18 protein-coding genes and 2 pseudogenes are annotated in these 22,115 nt (G+C 52.4%); 11 read left to right on the top strand and 9 right to left on the bottom strand.

Annotated elements, in window-relative coordinates; translation table 11 throughout:
• Positions 1-15: 15 nt before the first annotated feature.
• Together ppx and ppk1 are read right to left on the bottom strand one after the other, a co-directional pair.
• Positions 16-1,539 (bottom strand): exopolyphosphatase, encoded by a 1,524-nt coding sequence (ppx, locus tag H2P46_RS08035; RefSeq protein ID WP_193404620.1) that lies wholly within the window; start codon positions 1,537-1,539, stop codon positions 16-18.
• Positions 1,540-1,544: 5 nt separating this feature from the next.
• Positions 1,545-3,605, bottom strand: a complete 2,061-nt coding sequence (ppk1, locus tag H2P46_RS08040; RefSeq protein ID WP_193404621.1) for a polyphosphate kinase 1 — start codon at positions 3,603-3,605, stop codon at positions 1,545-1,547.
• A 150-nt stretch (positions 3,606-3,755) separates the two neighbouring features.
• Here ppk1 and H2P46_RS08045 point away from each other — a divergent pair.
• From H2P46_RS08045 to pstB, 3 genes and pseudogenes are all read left to right on the top strand, one after another.
• Positions 3,756-5,852, top strand: a pseudogene (locus H2P46_RS08045) (ABC transporter permease subunit).
• Positions 5,849-7,483: a phosphate ABC transporter permease PstA gene (gene pstA / locus H2P46_RS08050; RefSeq protein ID WP_193404622.1), complete on the top strand. Its 1,635-nt coding sequence runs from the start codon at positions 5,849-5,851 to the stop codon at positions 7,481-7,483. The pseudogene H2P46_RS08045 and the gene pstA overlap by 4 nt, the downstream one beginning before the upstream one ends.
• Positions 7,484-7,495: 12 nt before the next feature.
• Positions 7,496-8,263: a phosphate ABC transporter ATP-binding protein PstB gene (pstB, locus tag H2P46_RS08055; RefSeq protein ID WP_193404623.1), complete on the top strand. Its 768-nt coding sequence runs from the start codon at positions 7,496-7,498 to the stop codon at positions 8,261-8,263.
• Between the two features lie 40 nt (positions 8,264-8,303).
• On the opposite strand, the gene purN is transcribed toward pstB, so the two are convergent.
• Both purN and purM read right to left on the bottom strand, forming a co-directional pair.
• Positions 8,304-8,942: a phosphoribosylglycinamide formyltransferase gene (gene purN / locus H2P46_RS08060; RefSeq protein WP_193404624.1), complete on the bottom strand. Its 639-nt coding sequence runs from the start codon at positions 8,940-8,942 to the stop codon at positions 8,304-8,306.
• A complete protein-coding gene (gene purM, locus H2P46_RS08065) occupies positions 8,939-9,979 on the bottom strand; it encodes a phosphoribosylformylglycinamidine cyclo-ligase (protein ID WP_193404625.1) in 1,041 nt (346 codons plus the stop codon). The genes purN and purM overlap by 4 nt, the downstream gene beginning before the upstream one ends.
• A gap of 227 nt (positions 9,980-10,206) precedes the next feature.
• Between purM and upp the strand changes: the two genes are divergently transcribed.
• From upp to hda, 3 genes are all read left to right on the top strand, one after another.
• The gene (gene upp / locus H2P46_RS08070; protein WP_193404626.1) at positions 10,207-10,833 is read left to right on the top strand and encodes a uracil phosphoribosyltransferase; all 627 of its coding nucleotides are present in this window, start codon (positions 10,207-10,209) and stop codon (positions 10,831-10,833) included.
• 70 nt (positions 10,834-10,903) lie between these two features.
• On the top strand, positions 10,904-12,187 hold the full coding sequence (gene uraA, locus H2P46_RS08075) for a uracil permease (protein WP_193404702.1): 1,284 nt from the start codon (positions 10,904-10,906) through the stop codon (positions 12,185-12,187).
• A 95-nt stretch (positions 12,188-12,282) separates the two neighbouring features.
• The gene (hda, locus tag H2P46_RS08080; protein ID WP_202987387.1) at positions 12,283-12,984 is read left to right on the top strand and encodes a DnaA inactivator Hda; all 702 of its coding nucleotides are present in this window, start codon (positions 12,283-12,285) and stop codon (positions 12,982-12,984) included.
• On the opposite strand, the gene arsC is transcribed toward hda, so the two are convergent.
• Together arsC and bepA are read right to left on the bottom strand one after the other, a co-directional pair.
• Positions 12,981-13,328, bottom strand: coding sequence for an arsenate reductase (glutaredoxin) (arsC, locus tag H2P46_RS08085; protein WP_193404628.1), 348 nt, complete (start codon positions 13,326-13,328; stop codon positions 12,981-12,983). The genes hda and arsC overlap by 4 nt on opposite strands.
• A 5-nt stretch (positions 13,329-13,333) precedes the next feature.
• Positions 13,334-14,797 (bottom strand): annotated as a pseudogene (gene bepA / locus H2P46_RS08090) (beta-barrel assembly-enhancing protease).
• 740 nt (positions 14,798-15,537) lie between these two features.
• Between bepA and H2P46_RS08095 the strand changes: the two are divergent.
• Positions 15,538-16,143, top strand: a complete 606-nt coding sequence (locus tag H2P46_RS08095) for a DsrE family protein (protein ID WP_193404629.1) — start codon at positions 15,538-15,540, stop codon at positions 16,141-16,143.
• 149 nt (positions 16,144-16,292) lie between these two features.
• On the opposite strand, the gene H2P46_RS08100 is transcribed toward H2P46_RS08095, so the two are convergent.
• Positions 16,293-17,261 carry an IS5 family transposase gene (locus H2P46_RS08100; RefSeq protein ID WP_193403199.1) on the bottom strand — a complete coding sequence of 323 codons (969 nt, stop codon included), beginning with the start codon at positions 17,259-17,261 and terminating at the stop codon, positions 16,293-16,295.
• Here H2P46_RS08100 and H2P46_RS08105 point away from each other — a divergent pair.
• Positions 17,241-17,837, top strand: a complete 597-nt coding sequence (locus tag H2P46_RS08105; protein WP_193404630.1) for a DsrE family protein — start codon at positions 17,241-17,243, stop codon at positions 17,835-17,837. The two genes, H2P46_RS08100 and H2P46_RS08105, sit on opposite strands and share 21 nt — an antisense overlap.
• Before the next feature lie 101 nt (positions 17,838-17,938).
• Here H2P46_RS08105 and bcp read toward each other — a convergent pair whose 3' ends face one another.
• The gene (gene bcp / locus H2P46_RS08110) at positions 17,939-18,406 is read right to left on the bottom strand and encodes a thioredoxin-dependent thiol peroxidase (RefSeq protein WP_193404631.1); all 468 of its coding nucleotides are present in this window, start codon (positions 18,404-18,406) and stop codon (positions 17,939-17,941) included.
• Between the two features lie 158 nt (positions 18,407-18,564).
• Positions 18,565-19,146 carry a glycine cleavage system transcriptional repressor gene (locus H2P46_RS08115; RefSeq protein ID WP_419776124.1) on the bottom strand — a complete coding sequence of 194 codons (582 nt, stop codon included), beginning with the start codon at positions 19,144-19,146 and terminating at the stop codon, positions 18,565-18,567.
• Positions 19,147-19,289: 143 nt separating this feature from the next.
• Here H2P46_RS08115 and dapA point away from each other — a divergent pair, with 143 nt between their 5' ends.
• The 3 genes from dapA to purC all read left to right on the top strand — a co-directional run bounded on the left by dapA (position 19,290) and on the right by purC (position 22,072).
• Positions 19,290-20,168 (top strand): 4-hydroxy-tetrahydrodipicolinate synthase, encoded by an 879-nt coding sequence (gene dapA / locus H2P46_RS08120; protein ID WP_193404633.1) that lies wholly within the window; start codon positions 19,290-19,292, stop codon positions 20,166-20,168.
• 14 nt (positions 20,169-20,182) lie between these two features.
• Positions 20,183-21,214, top strand: coding sequence for an outer membrane protein assembly factor BamC (bamC, locus tag H2P46_RS08125; protein WP_193404634.1), 1,032 nt, complete (start codon positions 20,183-20,185; stop codon positions 21,212-21,214).
• Positions 21,215-21,358: 144 nt separating this feature from the next.
• Positions 21,359-22,072 carry a phosphoribosylaminoimidazolesuccinocarboxamide synthase gene (gene purC / locus H2P46_RS08130; protein WP_193404635.1) on the top strand — a complete coding sequence of 238 codons (714 nt, stop codon included), beginning with the start codon at positions 21,359-21,361 and terminating at the stop codon, positions 22,070-22,072.
• Positions 22,073-22,115 lie beyond the last annotated feature (43 nt).

Below are 22,115 nucleotides of genomic sequence, written 5' to 3' on the forward strand. Positions count from 1 at the left end.
CAAAGGTCCACAACGTCAGGCTTCTTCAAGGATCAATTTCCAGCCGGTGATTTCGTTCCAGTAGCTTTGTTCACGCTCCAGATCGAGTTGTACCAGGTTGTTCTGGCTGAGAAATCCCACCGGGAACGTTAACGTCCAGTGTCCATCATCACAGCTTAGCTTTAAAGAAATTGGGCGTGTAGTGGCCTGGCGCTGATTATTCAGCAAGGTGCCAAGGCGCAGCAGGAAAATCAGCGGCAGGAACTGCTTTTTCTTAAACAGCGTCACACGAGGCAATTCGTCAACCTTAACCGCTTTGCGATGGAATCTTACCAGCGCGGCCAGCAGCATCTGCTGATCCTGATTGAAACCCGGCATATTGCTATTTTGCAGGATATAGGATGAATGGCGTTGCAGGCCGCTGTGGTTGATGGACAACCCCACTTCATGCAGCATCGCCGCCCATTTTAGCAGGGCAGCCAGTTGCGGGTTCGCCAGTTTGGGATGCTGGTCACGCCATTGCAGATAAAGTTGCTCGGTGGTTTCCAGCACGCGCCGTGCCTGATCGCTGTCAATGGCGTAGTGGTTAGCCAGGCTTTGCGCGGTACGGCTGCGAATATCCTGATGACGGAAACGGCCTTCCATTTCATACAGCACGCCTTCACGCAGCGCGCCATCAGAAAGACGTAGCTCGCGAATTGCCAGCGCGTCAAACACACCGCAAATAATGGCCAGCCCAGGAACGAAAACGCCTTTACGTTCTTCAGTTAATCCCGGAAGGCTTAGTGCCGTAAAGGTTTTATGCTTCATCACTTCGTCATAAAGCATTTCAAGGCGTTCTGGCGTAATAAGCTTCTCTTTTTCGCCCATCTCCTGTAGCACTTCACAGGCGGCTTTGATCGTGCCGGACGCGCCTAAGGCATACTGCCAGCCGTGCAGACGATATTGCCATGCCAGCGTTTCCAGCTTTTGCGCTGCCGCTAAACGTGCCCGACGAAAATTCTCGCGGTTGATTTCGCCTTTAGGAAAATAAAGTTGCGCAAAGCTGACGCAACCCATGCGGCGACTTTCCACCAGCTGCGGCTCGAAATCTTCACCGATAACCAGTTCAGTTGAACCGCCACCGATGTCGATCACCAGCTTGCGGCCTTTTTCCGGCTGCGTGTGCTCTACGCCCATAAAAATCAGGCGGGCCTCTTCGTGACCGGAAATCACTTCGATTGGATAGGGGATCACTTCTGCGGCGCGTTGTAAGAATATTTCGGCATTCACGGCCTGACGCAACGTGTGAGTGCCAACAATAGTGACGTTGCTGGCCCTGAAGCCCTGTAATCGTTCAGCAAACAGCGCCAGGCAACTCAGGCCGCGCTCTATTGCCTCATCACTCAGACGATTATCCGGACCCAGCCCGTCGGCTAAGTGCACACGCTGTTTCAGGCGACCGAGTACCTGCATAGCGCCGTCAACCACACGGGCAATCACCATGTGGAAATTGTTCGAACCGAGGTCAATCGCCGCAAACTCTTGGGGTTTCGGCGTAGTTTTCTGGGAAATTGGCATAAGCGTTATTCAGGTTGTTCCAGTTTCTTAATGTAATCATAAATCGCCAGTTGCGAGCGCACCTTACGACGATTTCCGCGTGGAACGTATTGATTGCTTAATTCTTTATCAATAATCCGGGCTTTCACCGTATCACTTAACTGAATCGCAATAATATCCAGGATACGCTGTTTAATTTGCGGATCGAGAATTGCCACCGCCACTTCGATACGGTAGTCGATGTTACGCGTCATCCAGTCAGCAGAAGAAAGAAACACTTTTTTATCGCCGCCATTCTCAAAAATATAGACGCGATCATGCTCCAGATAACGGTCAACGATGCTTGTAACGCGAATATTTTCGCTTATGCCCGGTAAATCAGGGATCAGCGAGCACATGCCACGCACCAGTAAGTTGACCTTTACCCCTACGCTGGATGCGGTATAAAGCCGGTCAACCAGGCCTTTGTCCACCAGATTATTAATTTTCAGCGTAATGCCGGACGGCAGTTTTTGCTGCGCATTGGCAATTTCTTCATCGATCAACTGATACAGCATGCGGCGCGAGTTTTGTGGTGAGACCATTAAATGCTCGAAAGTCACCGGCCGATAAGGGTTCTCAATAAAATTAAACACCCGACGCACTTCATTGGTAATACGTGCATCGGCGGTCAGCAGTGAGTAGTCAGTATAAATGCGCGCGGTTTTCTCATTAAAGTTGCCCGTACCGATGTGCGCATAACGCACAACTTCATTCCCTTCGCGGCGCGAAATCAGGAATAACTTAGCGTGAATTTTCAGGCCTGGCGCCGAGAAAATGACGTGAACACCGGCTTCAGTCAGACGTTTTGCCCAATAAATATTGGCTTCTTCATCAAAACGCGCCTGTAGCTCAACCACCACCGTGACTTTTTTACCGTTATAGGCGGCATGAATCATGGCATCCATAATGCGCGAGTGTTTTGCTACACGATAAATATTGATTTTGATTGCCAGTACGCTGGGGTCAAACGAGGCCTGACGCAGCAGTTCTAATACGTGTTCAAAAGTGTGATAGGGATAATAGAGCAGTACATCCCGGTCACGAATGGCGTCAAACCCGTTTCGGTAGCCATCAAAGCCAATATGACGAATCTGCGGCAGCGGACGGTTGACCAGATTATTTTTACCGACATTGGGAAAGCCGATAAAGTCTTTGAAGTTGTGGTAACGCCCACCCGGCAGTACTGAGTCAAAGTTAGTGATCGACAATTTATGGCACAGCAGCTCCACCATCGAATCCGGCATATCGCGCTGATAAACAAAGCGTACCGGCTCTGCGGTTAAACGTTGTTTCAGGCTGGAGGACATCAGTTCCAGCAGGCTGGACTCCATTTCGGTAACCAGGTCGTACTCGGCATCGCGCGTCATCTTCATCGAATAGGCGTTCAGCGCATCGTAGTCGTAGAAACCTTTAAAAATATCGTCCAGGCAATAACGCAGAATGTTATCCAACAGAATCATCGGTTTGCGACGGCGGGGTGATTCAGCGGGCAGGTTAACGAAACGTGGCACTTTATCCGAAGGGATTTCCAGTAACGCATAGCGAATATTGTCCCCACGAATAATCTCAACCGCTAAATAGGTGTAATCGTCTTTAAGAAATTCGGTCAGATCGGTTTCGTGAGTAATAAGAATGGGGGAAATATGCTGGCGCAGTTCGTTTTTAAAATAGTGGCGCAGCCAGATTTGTTGATTCGGTGAAAGCTGACGCTCATTAATCAGGAAGATCTGGTTACGCGCCATTTCCAGCAGTAGATCGTTATACAACGCGTCGAACTCTTGATCGGATTTCAGCACACGCTGTTGAATTTTTTTAAACAAATGGCGCGGTGTGCCAGGGGAGCCTTGCTCCTCACCGATAAGGATACGGCGCTTTAAATCGGCAAAACGCACTTTATAGAATTCATCCAGGTTATTGGAAAATATACCCAAAAACCGCATGCGTTCGATTAGCGGATTCGTTTTATCCGCCGCTTCCTGTAAGACACGTTCATTGAAAGATAACCAGCTTAACTCTTTTTCAATATACAGCTTTACCTGACCCATTCTCACTCCGTATAGCGGTTGCAGGACTGAAGATCCAGTGTCCAACAACATTATGGCGAGAGTATGGCAGGCTTGTCCAACGGCAAGAGTTGTCTTATCAATCAGCTACGGGCAACATAGCGGCTTATTTTCCGCTGCATTTAGGACCGCATGAGCATAAACCACATTCCCGTTCAGTTTAGCGACCGCCGACGTCGTAGGATTGACCGTTTGACGCGGCGACTGGTCACGTCATGTGGCATTGCGATTCTGCTGCTTATGCTGCTGCTGTTTTTTTGGCTAATCTGGGTAGTTCTGCCGCTGTTCAGCGCGCCGGACATGCAGCCAGGCGCTTCGCAGCAACTGTGGGATCGCGCACCTGCGCTGGCGATAGGCAATGACGGCAGCCACGGCTGGCGTATCAGTACGGCTGGCGCGGCGCGTTTTATTCCGCTTAACGGTCAGCCTGCCGATCAGGCATTAGCGCTGACGCCAGCCCCGCAGGCAGTGGTACAGAGCGCCGATCGCCAAACGCTGCTGCTTAATATGCAGGGCGATTTACTGTTGCTGCAACCGGTTCTGCGAAAAGATGAAGCGCAGTGGCGTTTCCCGCTGGGTGATAAACCTTTCCACCTGCCACAAGGCACGGTGGAAAAAATGGCGCTAGCGACGCTGAGCCCGAATCAATGGCGTATCGCCGTTGTTACCACCCATGGCCTGGGCTATCTGACGCTGGGTCCCTATCATCAGGCAACGATGATCAGCTTGCCGCAACAGCATCCCGATCATCTGCTTCTTGCGCCGCAAGGCGATCTTCTCTATACCAGCGAAGGTAATGTGCTGCGGGTCTGGCAGTTGGACAAGGATCACGCGCAGCTGCGTGAGACACAAACGCTACCGCACACGCCGCAGAGCCTGCATCTGTTAACCGGTGGCCAAACGCTGCTCGTCCAGGATGAGGCGGGGGTAACGCAATGGTTTTCAATTGCCAGCGAACAAGGCCCGCGTCTGCATCAGATTCGTACCTTCAGGCACAGCGCAGGCAAGGCGCAACTGATTACAGAGCCACAGCGCCGCGTCTTTGCCACCTTCACCCAGGACGGTATGCTGAAGCTATTTTCCAGCAAACAAGCAGGGCCGATATTTCAACGCCAGCTAGCCCCCGGCATCTTGCATGCGCAGTTCTCGCCGCACGGCGACAGCCTGCTGGTGGAGCGTCAGGGAAGTTGGCAAACCTTTAAGCTGGATAATCCGTGGCCAGATGTTACCTGGCGCAACTTCTGGCAGAAGATCTGGTACGAAAACTATCCCAAAGCGGACTGGGCATGGCAATCCACCGCCGCAGGCGACAGTTATCAGGCCAAATTTAGTTTAGTGCCAATGGTCATCGGCACGTTAAAAGCTGCGAGCCTGGCGCTGTTATTTGCTACGCCGCTGGCGTTGGCTGCGGCGATGTAAACCGCATGGTTTATGGCGCCGGGTCTGCGTCGCTGGGTTAAACCGTCGATTGAGATGATGGGCGCGCTGCCCAGCGTGATAGTTGGGCTGATTGCGGGATTGTGGCTGGCGCCGCATATCAGCCAGGCGCTGACAGGCGTACTGCTGCTGCCGTTCACCTTAGCCGCCAGCCTGCTGCTGTGTGGTGTGCTAAGCGCCTGTCTGCCAGCGCGCTGGCGACAGCCAGGCCGCGAAGTGCTGCTGTTGTTACCGCTGCTGTTGGTTGTTATCGTGCTGACATTATGGCTGCCGACGCTGTGGGTGCGTGACGCAGGCGACTGGGTGCCTCATTACGAACAGCGTAACCTGCTGGTGGCGGCGCTGGCGATGGGTTTTGCCCTGGTGCCGCTAATTTTTACCCTTGCTGAGGATGCACTGTTCAGCGTGCCTGCCTTGCTCGGACAGGGATCGCTGGCTTTAGGCGCGACGCCGTGGCAAACCTTAACCCGGGTGGTATTGCCTGGCGCATCAGCCGGTATTTTTGCGGCATTGATGATTGGCTTTGGTCGTGCAGTTGGCGAAACCATGATCCTGCTGATGGCAACAGGCAATACGCCGCAAAGCGAAGGTGGCTTATTCAGTGGGCTACGCGCTTTATCGGCTAACATCGCGATTGAAATGCCTGAAGCGGCGCCAGGCAGCGCGCATTATCGCATTTTATTTCTGAGCGCCTTACTGTTGCTGGTGTTTACCCTGGTGATCAACACCATTGCCGAAGTGATTCGCCAACGCCTGCGACAGCGTTACAGCCAACCTGAGACATCAGCATGACGGCGATGCGACAAAACAGCCGCTGGCGCTGGCTGACTGCCGGTGCCGTCACGGTTTGCCTGCTGGCCTTCACATTACTGATTGCGCTACTGGCGTGGCAAGGCGCGCGCGCTTTTTGGCCACAGCCTGTCGATTTGTATACCTTCACGCAGCACGATGGCCATAAAAGCCGCTTGTCTGGCGAAACCATTGAACATCAAAAACATTTTCCGGCCCCAGCCGGGGAGCAGGGCAACAGTGCAGATCAGGTGAATCGTTACCTGATTAAAACCGGCAACCGTGACTGGGATGCGCCGGATTTTCGCGTTGTTTATAGTCGCGATCCGGCAAACGTGAGCCGACCCAAAGATATTCTGCTATTGCAGCGCCGCAGCCACGGCAATGCTTATGGCTGGTTAGTCGGCCTGCGTGAAGACAATGAAGTACTGGTTGCGCAGAACACCGATGCGCTGCTGCATCAGCGTCTGGCGCAGACGCATGCCCTGGTGCGGCAGATAAATCACATTCGTCGGATTGATATGGCGCGGCTCAATAATCAGCTGGAAATGCTGAAAGAGCAGGCCGGGCGGCAACGCCAGGCAAAACAGTTCGATTTGCAGGCGCAATCAGAATATCAGGCCAATCAGGCTGCGTTGCAGCGCCGTTTTGAAAAACTCAGCGCGACCCTGGCGAGCTTACAGCATGAAAGCCAGCGAGACGTTTTAATCTTGCGCGACGTACAGGGCAACGACCACGCCATTCCGTTGTCACAAATTTTCGACGTCTGGAAACCTAACGCGCTTAGCCTGAAAGAAAAAGTGCTGCACTTTTTGCAGCAAACCTGGCATTTCGTAAGCGATTCTCCCGCTGACGGCGAAAGCGAAACCGGGGCGTTTCCGGCTATATTTGGCACCGTGTTGATGGTGTTGCTGATGTCGGTGGTGGTGATGCCGCTCGGGGTGATTGCCGCCGTCTGGCTGCATGAATATGCCGGACGCAACGCGTTAACGCGGCTGGTGCGCATTGCGGTTGTGAATCTGGCAGGCGTGCCGTCGATTGTTTATGGCGTTTTCGGTCTGGGTTTCTTTGTCTGGGGCGTGGGCGGCACAATCGACCAACTGTTTTATAGCAATGCGTTGCCAAACCCGACCTTTGGTACGCCAGGTCTGTTATGGGCGGCCCTGACGCTGGCCTTACTGACGTTGCCGGTGGTAATTGTCGCCACGGAAGAGGGGCTATCACGCATCCCTGACAGCCTGCGCCAAGGCTCTTTGGCGTTGGGCGCAACGCAGGCGGAAACCTTATGGAAGATAGTGTTACCCATGGCAATTCCGGCGATGCTGACCGGTTTGATTTTAGCGGTAGCGCGCGCTGCCGGTGAAACTGCCCCGTTGATGCTGGTGGGCGTGGTGAAAATGGTGCCAGAGCTGCCTGCGGATGCGGTGTTCCCGTATCTGCATCTTGATCGTAAATTTATGCACCTGGGTTTTCAGATTTACGATTTAGCGTTTCAAAGCCCCAATATTGAAGCCGATCGACCGCTGGTGTTTGCCACCGCGCTGCTGCTGGTGCTGATCATTCTGTCGCTCAATCTGTTGGCGATGGGTCTGCGTCACCGCCTGCGCGAGCGCTATCGTCTTATGACTCAATAACAGGTTATGACTATGATGCCCGAAACTGACATCGCGCTGAGCGTAAATCAACTCTCTCTGTGGTACGGCGAGCGTCAGGCACTGCAAGGTATCTCGTTGCAGGTGCCGAAAAATCGTATCACGGCCCTTATCGGACCTTCGGGCTGTGGCAAATCGACACTGCTACGCTGTTTTAATCGCATGAACGATGTGATCGATAATTGCCGTATCGAAGGCGAAGTGCTGCTCGATCAACAAGACATTATGCATCCGAATCAGGATCTGTCCGCGCTACGCCGTCGCGTTGGTATGGTGTTTCAGCGGCCAAATCCGTTTCCAAAATCCATTTACGAAAATGTGGTTTATGGCCTGCGCTTACAGGGCGTGCGTGATAAGCGGGTGCTGAATGAAGCCTGTGAGCGTGCGCTGCGCGCCGCAGCGCTGTGGAGCGAAGTGAAAGATCAGTTGGGGCAGAATGCGTTGGCGCTTTCAACTGGTCAGCAGCAGCGCCTGGTGATCGCCAGGGCTATCGCTATCGAGCCGGAAGTATTATTGCTGGATGAACCAACCTCGGCGCTGGATCCGATCTCCACGCTGGTGATTGAAGAGCTGATGACCACGCTCAGGCAGCACTTCACGCTGGTGCTGGTGACGCACAATATGCAGCAGGCGTCGCGCGTGTCGAATTACACCGCGTTTATGCACAATGGAGCGGTGATAGAGTTTGATGAAACTGACCGGATTTTTACCACGCCGCAGGTACGTCGTACTGAAGATTACATTACCGGGCGCTACGGTTAAGGAAGCAATAAAGGAGAAGCGTGCGCTTCTCCCTGGAAAATCAGGCGCGATCGCAGCCTTGTGGCGGCAACGGCTTGCCATCCAGCCAGGCTTTGCCGTCACGCATCACGAGTCGTCCTTCGATAAACCAGTTAATGACCTGCGGGTAAATAACATGTTCTTGCTGCTGTACGCGCCCGGTAATCGCTTCCTCGCTGTCTCCGGCAAGCACCGGCACCCGCGCCTGTAGAATAACCGGGCCACCGTCCAACTCATCGGTAACGAAATGCACTGACGTGCCGTGTTCGGTATCGCCGTTCTCCAGCGCCTGACGATGGGTATGCAGGCCAGGATATTTCGGCAGCAGGGAAGGGTGGATATTCAGTAAACGATCGTGATAGCGCGCAACAAAAGCGCTGCTCAGGATGCGCATATAACCGGCCAGCACCACCAGATCCGGCGCATACGCGTCGATTTCGGCAATCAGCTGGCGATCAAAAGCTTCGCGATCGGCAAAATTGCTGGCGGCTAACGACAGGGTCGGCACGCCAGCTTGCTGGGCACGGGTTAAACCATAGGCAGACGCTTTATTGCTGAACACAGCAGCGACACGGCCATGAATGCGCCCGCTTGCGCAGGCGTCAAGGATGGACTGAAGGTTGGTTCCGCTGCCGGAAATCAGTACAACCAGTTTCTTCATGCCTGAATAACCACACGCTCTTCGGCGTCAGACGCTTTAATCACGCCGATTTTCCACGCTTTTTCACCGGCTGCGCTCATCAGCTCAACCGCTTTGTCAGCATCCGCCGGACTCAGCGCAATCACCATGCCCACGCCGCAGTTAAAGGTGCGATACATTTCGTGACGGCTGACATTGCCTGCCTGCTGCATCCAGTTGAACACCGAAGGCCATTGCCAGCTTTTCTCGTCAATCACGGCCTGGGTATTATCAGGCAGTACGCGTGGGATATTTTCCCAGAAGCCGCCACCGGTCAGGTGCGCAATAGCATGGACGTCAATTTGCGCGATCAGGCTAAGGATGTTTTTCACGTAAATACGGGTAGGTTCAAGCAGATGATCGGCCAGCGGTTTACCGTCCAACTGTTCAGTCAGCGGATCGGTGTTGCTGACGTCAAGGATCTTACGCACCAGCGAATAACCGTTGGAGTGCGGGCCGCTTGAGCCGAGTGCGATCAGTACATCGCCGTCCTGCACTTTGCTGCCGTCGATAATTTCGGACTTCTCAACCACGCCGACACAGAAACCCGCAACGTCATAATCTTCGCCGTGATACATGCCCGGCATTTCAGCGGTTTCACCGCCCACCAGCGCACAGCCCGACTGTAGACATCCTTCGGCGATACCGGTGATCACCGCAGACGCGGTTTCAACGTCCAGCTTGCCGGTTGCATAGTAATCCAGGAAGAATAAAGGTTCAGCCCCTTGCACCACCAGATCGTTGACACACATCGCCACCAGATCAACACCAATAGCATCGTGGCGCTTCAGATCCATCGCCAGACGTAGCTTAGTGCCCACGCCGTCGGTGCCGGAGACCAGCACGGGTTCGCGGTATTTCTGCGGCAACGCACAAAGCGCACCGAAACCGCCCAGGCCACCCATAACTTCCGGGCGACGCGTTTTTTTCACTACGCCTTTAATACGGTCAACCAGAGCGTTACCAGCATCAATATCAACACCGGCGTCTTTGTAGCTGAGAGAGGTCTTGTCGGTCACTGCGAGGTCCCCACGCGAGTTGCGGTTGGTGGTTAAAATAAAGCGCGGCAATTCTACCAGCGCAGGCAAACGTTTGCGAGCCTCAGATTGCGCGCCATGCGATTTTCATCAATCCTTAATTTGTCGGGCAAAAATTACCGACCAGTGCAAGGACATATGGCGCAAAGCCGAAAAGGCGGTATAATCCCGCGATTTTTTTTAGCTCAACTCATTCCGGGAGAACACCAATGAAGATCGTGGAAGTCAAACACCCGCTGGTCAAACATAAACTGGGTCTGATGCGTGAGCATGATGTCAGCACGAAGCGTTTCCGTGAGCTGGCCTCAGAAGTCGGCAGCCTGCTGACCTACGAAGCCACCGCCGATCTGGAAACCGAAAGCGTTACCATTGAGGGCTGGAACGGCCCGGTGCAGGTCGATCAAATCAAAGGCAAAAAAATCACCGTTGTACCTATTCTGCGTGCCGGCCTTGGCATGATGGAAGGCGTACTGGAACATGTTCCGAGCGCGCGTATTAGCGTAGTTGGCGTGTATCGTGATGAAGAGACGCTGGAGCCGGTGCCCTATTTCCAGAAGCTGGCCTCTAATATTAAAGAACGCTTAGCGCTGGTGGTTGATCCAATGTTAGCAACCGGTGGTTCGATGATTGCTACCATCGACCTGCTGAAAAAAGCGGGTTGCAACAGCATTAAAGTGCTGGTGTTAGTGGCTGCGCCGGAGGGTATTGCCGCCCTGGAAAAAGCCCATCCTGACGTTGAGCTGTATACCGCCTCTGTCGATCAGGGCCTGAACGAAAAAGGCTACATCATTCCGGGTCTGGGCGACGCCGGAGACAAGATTTTCGGAACCAAATAAAGTGAATAGCCGACCAGAGAGTCGGCTTTTTTTTGACAAAAAAGCACCACACATCTCAAGGGGATACATGATGACTCGTCGCGCCATTGGCGTTAGCGAACGACCGCCGCTACTGCAAACCATTCCACTCAGCCTGCAACATCTGTTCGCCATGTTTGGTGCAACTGTCCTGGTGCCGATTTTATTTCACATTAATCCGGCCACGGTATTGCTGTTTAATGGTATCGGCACACTGTTATACCTTTTCATCTGTAAAGGCAAAATTCCGGCCTATCTGGGTTCGAGCTTTGCCTTTATTTCGCCGGTGCTGTTGCTGTTACCGCTGGGTTATGAAGTGGCGCTGGGCGGTTTTATTCTCTGCGGCCTGCTGTTTTGCATCGTCGCGCTGATCGTAAAAAAAGCCGGCACCGGCTGGATCGACGTGATGTTTCCGCCAGCGGCGATGGGAGCAATTGTCGCGGTTATCGGCCTGGAGCTGGCGGGTGTGGCGGCAAATATGGCTGGTTTGCTGCCTGCCGAAGGCAGTTCGCCAGACAGCAAAACAGTGATCATTTCTCTCGTCACGCTGGCGGTCACGGTATTTGGTTCGGTGCTGTTTCGGGGCTTTCTCGCCATTATTCCTATCCTGATTGGAGTGTTGGTCGGCTACGGGCTCTCGTTCTTTATGGGTATTGTTGACTGGAGCGGCGTCTATAATGCGCCGTGGTTTGCGCTGCCAACGTTTTATACCCCGCGCTTTGAATGGGTGGCGATGCTGACCATTCTGCCTGCCGCGCTGGTGGTGATTGCCGAGCATGTTGGACACCTGGTAGTGACAGCAAATATCGTGAAGAAGGATTTAATTCGCGATCCAGGCCTGCATCGTTCAATGTTTGCTAACGGCTTATCGACGATGATTTCCGGCTTTTTTGGTTCAACGCCGAACACGACCTATGGTGAGAATATCGGTGTGATGGCGATTACCCGCGTTTACAGTACATGGGTGATTGGCGGCGCGGCGATTTTTGCCATTCTGCTTTCCTGCGTCGGCAAACTGGCGGCCGCCATTCAGGCAATACCGGTGCCGGTGATGGGCGGGGTATCGTTACTGCTGTATGGCGTAATCGGAGCTTCAGGTATTCGTGTGCTGATCGAATCTAAAGTGGATTACAACAAAGCGCAAAATCTGATCCTGACGTCCGTTATCCTGATCATTGGCGTGAGCGGCGCAAAAATACACCTCGGTGCAGCAGAACTGAAAGGTATGGCGCTGGCAACCCTTGTTGGCATTGGGCTGGCATTGATCTTTCGTGTTATCTCACTGCTGCGCCCGGAAGAAGTAGTGCTGGATACCGAAGAAAAAGGCAGCCATTAAGGTCAACATCGGGGCAGGGAAGCCTCATTCATCTCTTTTTAAAAACTGTGGTAGACTGCCCCGGTTTTTTAGCTTGTTCGCTTGCTGAGGTGCTTCTGAACACGCCGGCACAATTGTCATTGCCACTTTATTTACCTGACGACGAAACCTTTGCCAGCTTCTGGCCGGGGGAAAACCCGTCGCTGATTGCCGCGTTAAAAGGTGCACTCAGTCAACATCATGGCAGTTATCTCTATTTCTGGTCACGCGAAGGCGGAGGGCGCAGCCATCTGCTGCACGCCGCATGCGCCGAAATGTCGGCTCGCGGTGAAGCGGTCGGCTATGTACCGCTGGATAAGCGCACCTGGTTTGTGCCAGAAGTGTTAGATGGCATGGAACAGCTGGCTCTGGTGTGTATTGACAACATCGAGTGCATTGCGGGTGAAGCCGAATGGGAGATGGCGATTTTTGATCTCTATAATCGCATTCTGGAAACGGGTAATACGCGCCTGCTGATTACCGGGGACCGGCCGCCACGTCAACTCAATTTGCAACTTCCCGATTTGGCTTCGCGCCTTGACTGGGGACAAATCTACCGTTTACAGCCGCTTTCTGACGAAGACAAACTACAGGCGTTACAGCTGCGAGCCGGATTACGTGGATTTGAACTGCCAGAAGATGTGGGCCGCTTTCTGCTTAAGCGACTCGATCGTGAAATGCGTACGCTGTTTGAAACGCTGGATCGCCTTGATCGCGCTTCCATCAGCGCCCAGCGCAAACTCACCATTCCCTTTGTGAAAGAGACGCTTGGCCTTTAAAGGATCTTCAGCACCGCTTCTGGCGGTCGCCCCAGCTGTGCCTGCTCGCCATTGATCACAATCGGACGTTCAATCAGTCTGGGGTGCTCAACCAGCGCCGCGATCAACGCGCTTTCACTTTTATCGCTTTCGCTAAGCGCTAATGTTTTGTACATCTCCTCTTTTGTACGCATCAGCTGACGTGCGCTGGTCATGCCGAGTTTTTTCAGCAAAATTTGCAGTGTTTCGCGGTCTGGCGGGGTTTCCAGATAAAGCACCACGTCTGGTTCAATACCTTGCTCTTTTAACAGCGCCAGCGTTTCGCGACTCTTACTGCAGCGCGGGTTGTGATAAATGGTCACCATAATCGTTATCCTTTTTGATACTGCTTAAAACGTTGTTGTAACTGACGTAACTGGTCGATGCGAGCATCGTAACGCGCCTGCTTCAGGCTGCCGAGCGGCACCTGCGCGCTGGCTCTGCTCAATGCGGAAATCGCCTGATCGAGCTGGCCATTCAGGGCCAGGCTTTCAGCGCGCGCCGACAGTTCTTCATCACTCAAACCCTGTTGTGCCGATGCCTGCGCCAGTAAATCCCAGCCATTTGGGTCATCTTTATTCGTCCAGGCATAACGGTTAAGAATGCGGCTGGCGTTGGCGGGTTGTTTCGCTTCGACGTAAGCGTTAGCAAGGTTAAGCTGCACCACCGGACTGTTTTTTGCTCCGCTGGCGTTATTCAGCATGATTATTGCCTGCTGCGGTTGATTCAGCCCAATATCAATGTCCGACATAATATCTAGCAACCAAACGTTGCCGGGCTGTTTCGCCAGCAATGGGGCGATGATTTTTTTCGCAGCAGCAAAATCTTTCGCCTGTAAAAATTGCACCGCTTTGCCGTATTTCGCGGCCAGTTGCTCTCGCGCATTGCCGTTAGCATACTGGTCGAGCAACTCCCCGGTCAGTTGATTGCGCCCGGTAGGATACATTCCCAGCGAGCGTACCTTTGCCATATAAAAGTCTTGAGAAGACTGCACGACCACAGGCCGCATCTGGTTGGCGCGATTACGTGCGTCGGCCAGACGGCTATCAGGCAGCGGGTGGGTTAGCAAAATTTCTGGCGGTTTAGAGGAGAAGCGGGTTTGATCCGCCAGCTTTTGCAGGAAGTCAGGCATCGCTTGTGGATCGAAGCCAGCGCGTTGCAATACCTGAATGCCGATGCGATCGGCCTCCTGCTCGTTGCCCTGGGTAAAACTGATAATCCCCTGTTGCGAGCCTGCCAGCGTGCCGGTTAGCGCTGCCATTCCGGCTTGCGGATTCGCCATTGCTAACAGGATCGAGCCCAACGCACCTACCCAGGTCAGGGGCGCATTACGTTTTTGATCTTCCATCGCGCGCGCTAAGTGACGTTGAGTAACGTGAGAGATTTCGTGCGCCATCACGGAAGCCAACTGGCTTTCATTATCTGTAAAGCGAAACAGCTAGGCGTGCAGCACCACATTTCCGCCGAAGAAAGCAAAAGCATTTAGCTCATCATTTTGAATCAGGAAAAAGTGAAAGGGCGTTTTGACTGCATCTGCGTGCGATACCAGCCGCTGACCGAGTTGATTAATGTACTGATTTAACAGGGGATCGTTAATCAGAGGGGCACTGGCGCGCAGCTGGCGCACGTAAAAATCGCCCATCTGTAGTTCCTGATTAATGGAGAGTGTCGATCCGGCGGTCGTGCCAATGTCAGGCAGCGAATCACTGACATCGGCTCTGACAGATGCCATGCTGGTCACGATCAGCGTAGGAATAAGCGCGGCGAGCAATGTTTTCGTTAACCGGTTCAACATGACGTAATCCTGTAGAGAAGACCTGAAATTGGACAGGTGCGCAGCAGCAATGTTCTGTTTTTTTCGGCAGTCATAACGCGTCGCGCTTATCTTAACCACAGCCCGACAGGAAAGAAATGGGGTTTACTGCCCCGGGATGCTGGTATTTGTAGCAAACCAGGGGCGCTTGCAGCAAAAAATTGAATATCTCGCCAACCTCAACCAAAGCTAAACACACGCCATATTGCGCCAGTAAGCCAGCGTTTCAAGGGAAATATTAAGGCGTGTCTGATCGCTTATTTTATAAACTCTGTTAACAGGGAGAAACCCTGTGGGATTTTAACCGAAAGGAAAATAGCTCCTAATTAAAGTTATGTAAATTCTCTCAAAAAAATTGAAGGTGGCATGATTTTTTCCAGGTTTACTCCGAAAAAATAACGGCATTTGTTCATTCTCACGCTTTGGTTTAATCACATTTTTTTATCGTGGCGGCGTAAGCGACAAATAAAAAAGCATTAATGAGTGGACTTATAAAGATGAGATAAACCACCAGTCATAATTATTAAGCGGCGGGAATAAGAGCCAGTTTTAAAAAATGTCCGGTCAGCACATCATTTAATATTTTTTTTAATCCCCTCCGTTAACTGTAACTTTAGAAACTAAAATCCTGTTTTGCCTATTTCGCCTGCGCGCTCACGTTCGTCATGCTGTGATATAGATAAGCCACATCTGAAACGCGTTGTTTTCTGGAGAGGGGAGTTATGCGTTCTGCCGTATCTTATGCACTTATCGCCATTATTGGCGGTGCCGTTGGCGCGGGCGTAACGCAAAGTGGTGTGATATATGACAAAGTCGTTCGGCATTTAACTGCTGCGCCTGAATATCCAGACGATTTCTGGAGTACGCCTGCGGTAGAAGGTTACGGGAAAATACATTACGAAGCAGATGCGGCGTTTAAACCGGTGGTGGGTTTAAGCAATAAAGTGGTTTTCCAGATCAACCACAGCGATGGCGCGATGACCGCGCCTAATACCGGACTGAAGCGTGTGGCGCGTGTGGTGAATCTGTATATAGCTTCCGGTATTCCTGCCGATCAATTGCAGTTTGTCGTCTCGGTAAATGGCAAAGCAACGCCTGCGATGCTGGACAACACCCATTTCAAACAGCTTTACGGCACTGATAATCCCAATCTGAAGTTAATCAGCGAGCTAAATAAGATCGGCGTGAAAGTGTCGGTATGCGATCAGGCTGTGGCATTTCATCATTATCCCAAAAACTGGATTGATAAATCGGTAATCCATGCGCTTTCCAGCCTGACCACGGTATCAACCCTGCAAAATCAGGGTTATGCATGGTTGCTAATGTAATTTAAACAGGAGAATAAGCGATGCGTCCAGCAGCGTATATTGTAGTGGCAGCCGTAGCCGGATTTATTGGTGGTAACGTTTTACAGTTTCCACAGGCTTTGTTGAATAAATCAGCTTCAGGACGAGTGACTCTGTAGCTGACCGGGTTTTCAGGCAATACGCACGCTTTCTGGCATACCAGCCTTCGTTATTTTATTCAGCGCACGCACCATGCCCAAAGCCTCTGCTACCTGACCATCGTAATCACGCAGCGTCAGTGAACCTCCGAACAGTTGCTTTACCCTGTACATGGCCGTCTCCGCTATCGAGCGACGGTTGTAATCTGTTGTCCATTTCCACCGGGCATTACTCCCGGTCAGCCGCTGATTCGCTACTGCACGGTTACGGTCTGCGTACTCTACGGGCCAGTAACCCGCTCCTTTTCGGGGCGGGATGAGGGCACTGATTTTCTTGCGCCGCAGTTCATCGTGACAGAGTCGGGTGTCGTAAGCGCCGTCTGCTGCGGCTGCCCTGATTTTTCTGTGTGTCTGCCGGATAAGACCCGGGAAAGCTTCTGAGTCCGTGACGTTGTTCAGAGACAGGTCCGCGCAGATGACTTCATGTGTTCTGCTGTCAACGGCCAGATGCAGCTTCCGCCAGGTACGACGGCGCTCTTTGCCGTGATTTTTGACTTTCCATTCGCCTTCACCAAAAACCTTCAGCCCGGTGGAATCAATCACCAGGTGTGCGATTTCACCCCGGGTGGGTGTTTTGAAACAGACATTAACCGACTTTGCCCGCTTGCTGACACTGCTGTAATCCGGGCAGCGCAACGGAACGTTCATCAGGGCAAAAATGGAATCAATAAAACCCTGCGCAGCCCGCAGGGTCAGCCGGAACAGGCGTTTAATCATCAGGACGGTGGTGATGGCAAGGTCAGAATAGCGCTGAGGTCTTCCCCGTGATGAAGGCGTTGCCGACTCATACCAGGCATGAGTCGCTTCATCGTCCAGCCAGAAAGTGAGGGAGCCACGGTTGATGAGGGCTTTGTTGTAGGTGGGCCAGTTGGTGATTTTGAACTTTTGCTTTGCCACGGAACGGTCTGTGTTGTCGGGAGGATGCGTGATCTGATCCTTCAACTCAGCAAAAGTTCGATTTATTCAACAAAGCCGTTTCCACAGTTAATGGATAAAGTTAGCGGTAAGTTTACAGAGAATAAAACTGAACCCGCTGATTTTTGGAGCACACCTGCAATTGAGGGATTCGGCAAAATACATTATGTCGATACGCCAGCTTTTAAACCCGGCACGGTGGCAGGTTTGAGTAATAAAATCGTTTTCCAGATTAACCGCAGCGAAGGCGATATCCGTCGACCTAATCTGGGGCTGGAACGTGTTGCACGCGTAACGAACCTTTATTACGCTGCAGGCGTGCCGCTTGATCAGCTGAAATTTGTGGTATCAATTAATAGCGATGCGGTGCCTGCCGCACTGAGTAACGATCAATTCCGCAAAGCATACGGCGTGGATAATCCAAACCTGAAACTGATCGGCGAGCTGAAAAAAGCCGGGGTTCAGGTATCAATCTGCGATCAGTCAGTCGCTTTCCACCACCTTGAGCGTGAATGGATTGATCCGATGGTGACGCATACTATTTCCAGCGGAACCACCGTTGCGACGCTACAAAATGAAGGTTATGCCTTCCTGATGTTGTAACGCCTTAACAATGCCATCTCAGCTGCTTTTAGCGCTGATTCCCTGCGCCCTGTCGTTAAAAAACAGGGCGCAGCAGTGAGGATCGCCGCGCCCTGGGGAGATCAGGCAGACTGAACGTAATCCAGCACGATGTCATGGTGATTCGAGGTTTTAAAATCGTCGAAAACTTTTTCGATTTTGCCATTCGCATCAATCAAAAAGCTGATACGGTGGATGCCATCATAGGTTTTGCCCATGAAGGTTTTCTCGCCCCAAATGCCGAACTGCTCGCTCACCTGATGATTTTCATCAGACAGCAAGGTGAAATTCAGCAACTCTTTCTCGATAAAGCGTGACAGCTTTTCGGGCTTATCGGTACTGATACCCAGTACCTCTACACCGGCCATTTTCAACTTATCCATATTGTCACGCAGACCACAAGCCTGCACGGTGCAACCTGGCGTCATCGCCTTCGGGTAGAAGTACACCAACACACGCTGTCCCTGGAAGTCAGTCAAATTGACCTGTTCGCCGTCCTGATCGGGCAGGCTAAACTTCGGTGCGGGATCTCCGGCTTTCAGTGGATTCATCACATCTCTCCATTTTTTAATCATGCTGTGGGTAATACACCATCCGGCGCGTAACTGCCAAATGGAAAATTACCATCAGGGGTATTTCACCGCATAGCTTTTCATCGTTATGCAGCAACGCAGAGAAATAGCTCCGGTTTACCACGCGCGCAATACAGTTAGCGCGAGGAGGCTATCTGCTCGACGCTGTCTCTGTCCGACAGACTATAAAGACGCAGTGTACCTTGGGCATTCAATTCCTGACAGAGCGCATTAAAAGCCTGCTCAAAAGGCCCGCCTTCGTTACGCGTTGGGCTGTGGGCAGTCATTTGAATATAGAGCGTGGGGGGCTGATTGTGTTGAGCAGGGGTGATGCGCGAAACCAGCTCAGCAATGTTCATCTGATGTTTATCGATTAAATCGGTAAAGCGTTCAATGATATGTGGCGAATCGGGGACTTCTACCTGCACCAGGGCGGTATCGGGCATAGGGGGGCGCGCTCTGGCATTGGTGCGTTTCATTACGATCAATAATTCCAGCTCGGCACCTTTCAATGGCAGCGTCGATTCGATCAGCGTAATGGCGTTCCAGCTACCAGACAGCAGCATAATAAAAGTGAATTCATCCCCCAGCATGGCAAGTCGGCTGTCTTCAATGTTGCAACCGCAGCTGCTGACATGGCGGGTAATCGTATTGACGATACCCGGACGGTCAACACCCAGCGCGGTGATGACCAAATGGTGGGGCTGAGATTGCGGCAAAATGGGATTTCCTGTGCATTCGCTAATAACCATAAGGTAAACATAAAAAAAACTGCTGACAAGCGCGGGAATGGCGTGGCTTGCTTGCTTTTCACTAAGCGTAAAACGTACCATGAAGCACTTGTTTGTCGAGGGGATCGCCAATGTTTACGGGAAGTATTGTTGCACTCATCACGCCGATGGATGACAAAGGTAATGTCTGCCGTGCGAGTCTGAAAAAACTGATTGATTATCATGTCGCCAGCGGAACCGCAGCGATTGTTTCTGTTGGCACGACCGGCGAATCAGCCACGCTGAGCCATGATGAACATGGCGATGTGGTGCTACAGACGCTGGAACTGGCTGACGGACGGATTCCGGTCATCGCCGGAACGGGTGCCAATGCCACCGCTGAAGGTATCTCTCTCACCAAACGCTTCGAAAATTCCGGGGTGGTCGGATGCCTGACCGTCACGCCGTACTACAACCGTCCAACGCAGGAAGGGTTGTATCAGCATTTCAAAGCTATCGCCGAAAGCACCAGCCTGCCGCAGATGCTGTATAACGTGCCGGCGCGTACCGGTTGTGACATGCTGCCGGAAACCGTAGCGCGCCTTGCTGAAATCAAAAATATTATCGGAATCAAAGAGGCCACGGGGAACTTATCGCGGGTTAATCAGATCCAAGAGCTGGTTGATGATGAATTCATCCTGGTCAGCGGTGACGATGCTACCGCGCTGGACTTCATGCAACTGGGCGGCAAAGGCATCATTTCTGTGACAGCGAACGTCGCTGCACGCGAGATGGTTGAATTGTGCGCGCTGGCACAGCAGGGCAATTTCGCCGAAGCGCGCCAGTTGAATCAGCGTCTGATGCACCTGCACCAGACGCTTTTCTGTGAACCCAATCCTATTGCGGTAAAATGGGCTGCGAAGCAGTTAGGATTAATCGCTAACGACACGCTGCGTCTGCCGATGACGCCACTGACAGCAGCAAGCCAGCCAAAGGTAGAGCAGGCGCTGGTTAAAGCGGGTTTGCGATAATTTAGGGAGAATGAATGAATTATTCAGTTAAGCGGTCAACAGTTGCCACAGTGGTGGGGCTTTCCACGCTGATGCTGTTGTCGGCATGTTCGAGCGATCAACGTTATAAGCGTCAGGTCAGTGGTGATGAATCCTATCTGAAAGCCAGTGAATTGCACGAACTTAAAGCGCCAGCCGGTATGATCCTGCCGGTACAGCGTGGTGATTACGATGTTCCCCGCACCGCCAGCAATGCACCGGTCGGTAAACAACTTGACATCCGTCCACCGGCGCAGCCTCTGGCGCTGATGAACGGCACGCGTGCCCAGTTCAGCAACAATACCGGCGCGCTAATGATTGAAAACAGCCATGGCTCAGTCTGGTCGCAAGTGGTTAATGTAGTGCAGTCCTACAAATTCCCGATTGCGTCGCGTAACGATGCAGGCCAGGAGCTGACTACGGATTGGGTGCAGTGGAATCGTGCGGATGAAGATAACCAGTATCGTGGCCGGTATCAGATAAGCGTGCAGTCGCAAAGCTATCAGCAGGTATTGACCGTGCGTCTGCTTGAGCTGCAGCAGACAGGCAAAACCGTTACTTCACCGGTTCAGATCCAGCGCTATACCGCCCAGATGCTGAATGATATTAGCACCGGTATGGATAAGATCGACACCGCCAGTGAAAGCGCTGCAGCAGGTCGTGTCAATGGCACTATTGATGTACAAAGCGGCGCCGATGATACCGGCTTGCCAATGCTGGTTCTGCGTACCCCGTTTAATGTGGCATGGCAACGACTGCCAGGCGCCATGAAACGTGTAGGCATGGAGGTTACGGACAGCAACCGCTCGCAGGGCAGCCTGAACGTGACCTATAAAGCACCGGGCAGCGGTACATGGGATGAAATAGGTGCCAAAGATCCTGAACTGCCAAACGGTGATTACAAAGTGCAGGTCGGCGATCTGGATAACCGCAGCAGCCTGCAGTTTATCGATCCCAAAGGGCATGTGCTGACCCAATCGCAAAATGATGCGCTGGTGGCCGTGTTCCAGGGCGCGCTGAACAAATAAATTGTCCCAGGCCGGAGATTCTCCGGCCTTTTTATTTTGTTTTTGGCATAATAGCGCTCGGCGAAGTAAACGATTGCGTAGACGCAGTCGCCGCAGCGGCTCAAGCCGTTGAACACCCGTTATTTCATGTCTGGAGTTAATAAGATGCAAAAGCGAGCTGAGTTGTATCGCGGTAAAGCGAAAACCGTATACAGCACCGACAATCCGGATTTGCTGGTACTCGAATTCCGCAACGATACGTCAGCAGGTGATGGCGCCCGAATCGAACAGTTTGATCGTAAAGGAATGGTAAACAATAAATTCAACCATTTCATTATGACCAAACTGCAGGAAGCGGGTATTCCGACGCAGATGGAAGCACTGCTTTCTGATAACGAAGCGCTGGTGAAGAAGCTGGATATGGTACCGGTTGAGTGCGTAGTGCGTAACCGTGCGGCCGGCTCACTGGTCAAGCGTCTGGGTGTGGAAGAGGGTATGGTGCTTAATCCCCCGCTGTTCGATCTTTTCCTCAAAGATGACGCCAAACATGACCCGATGGTCAACGAATCTTATTGCGAAACCTTTGGCTGGGTGAGCAAAGAGAATCTGGCACGCATGCAACAGCTGACTTTCAAGGCCAACGAGGTACTGAGCAAACTGTTTGATGACGCGGGCCTGATCCTGGTCGATTTCAAACTGGAGTTTGGTTTGTTTAACGGTGAAGTGACGCTGGGTGACGAGTTTTCCCCGGATGGCGCACGCCTGTGGGACAAAGAGACCATGGACAAAATGGACAAAGACCGCTTTCGTCAAAGTCTTGGCGGCCTGATCGAAGCTTATGAAGCGGTTGCGCAACGTCTGGGTGTGAAACTCGACTGAGTGGCTGACGCACGACCTGATGTGTAGAGAGGAGAGCTTCGGC

This window comes from Mixta mediterraneensis (genome assembly GCF_014946725.1).
GTDB lineage: Bacteria > Pseudomonadota > Gammaproteobacteria > Enterobacterales > Enterobacteriaceae > Pantoea > Pantoea mediterraneensis.

Excerpts from the sequence above, each read along its gene's own strand:
- ppx (WP_193404620.1), bottom strand. The coding sequence starts at position 1,539 with ATGCCAATTTCCCAGAAAACTACGCCGAAACCCCAAGAGTTTGCGGCG.
- ppk1 (WP_193404621.1), bottom strand. The coding sequence starts at position 3,605 with ATGGGTCAGGTAAAGCTGTATATTGAAAAAGAGTTAAGCTGGTTATCT.
- pstA (WP_193404622.1), top strand. The coding sequence starts at position 5,849 with ATGACGGCGATGCGACAAAACAGCCGCTGGCGCTGGCTGACTGCCGGT.
- pstB (WP_193404623.1), top strand. The coding sequence starts at position 7,496 with ATGATGCCCGAAACTGACATCGCGCTGAGCGTAAATCAACTCTCTCTG.
- purN (WP_193404624.1), bottom strand. The coding sequence starts at position 8,942 with ATGAAGAAACTGGTTGTACTGATTTCCGGCAGCGGAACCAACCTTCAG.
- upp (WP_193404626.1), top strand. The coding sequence starts at position 10,207 with ATGAAGATCGTGGAAGTCAAACACCCGCTGGTCAAACATAAACTGGGT.
- uraA (WP_193404702.1), top strand. The coding sequence starts at position 10,904 with ATGACTCGTCGCGCCATTGGCGTTAGCGAACGACCGCCGCTACTGCAA.
- arsC (WP_193404628.1), bottom strand. The coding sequence starts at position 13,328 with ATGGTGACCATTTATCACAACCCGCGCTGCAGTAAGAGTCGCGAAACG.
- H2P46_RS08095 (WP_193404629.1), top strand. The coding sequence starts at position 15,538 with ATGCGTTCTGCCGTATCTTATGCACTTATCGCCATTATTGGCGGTGCC.
- H2P46_RS08105 (WP_193404630.1), top strand. The coding sequence starts at position 17,241 with ATGCGTGATCTGATCCTTCAACTCAGCAAAAGTTCGATTTATTCAACA.
- bcp (WP_193404631.1), bottom strand. The coding sequence starts at position 18,406 with ATGAATCCACTGAAAGCCGGAGATCCCGCACCGAAGTTTAGCCTGCCC.
- dapA (WP_193404633.1), top strand. The coding sequence starts at position 19,290 with ATGTTTACGGGAAGTATTGTTGCACTCATCACGCCGATGGATGACAAA.
- bamC (WP_193404634.1), top strand. The coding sequence starts at position 20,183 with ATGAATTATTCAGTTAAGCGGTCAACAGTTGCCACAGTGGTGGGGCTT.
- purC (WP_193404635.1), top strand. The coding sequence starts at position 21,359 with ATGCAAAAGCGAGCTGAGTTGTATCGCGGTAAAGCGAAAACCGTATAC.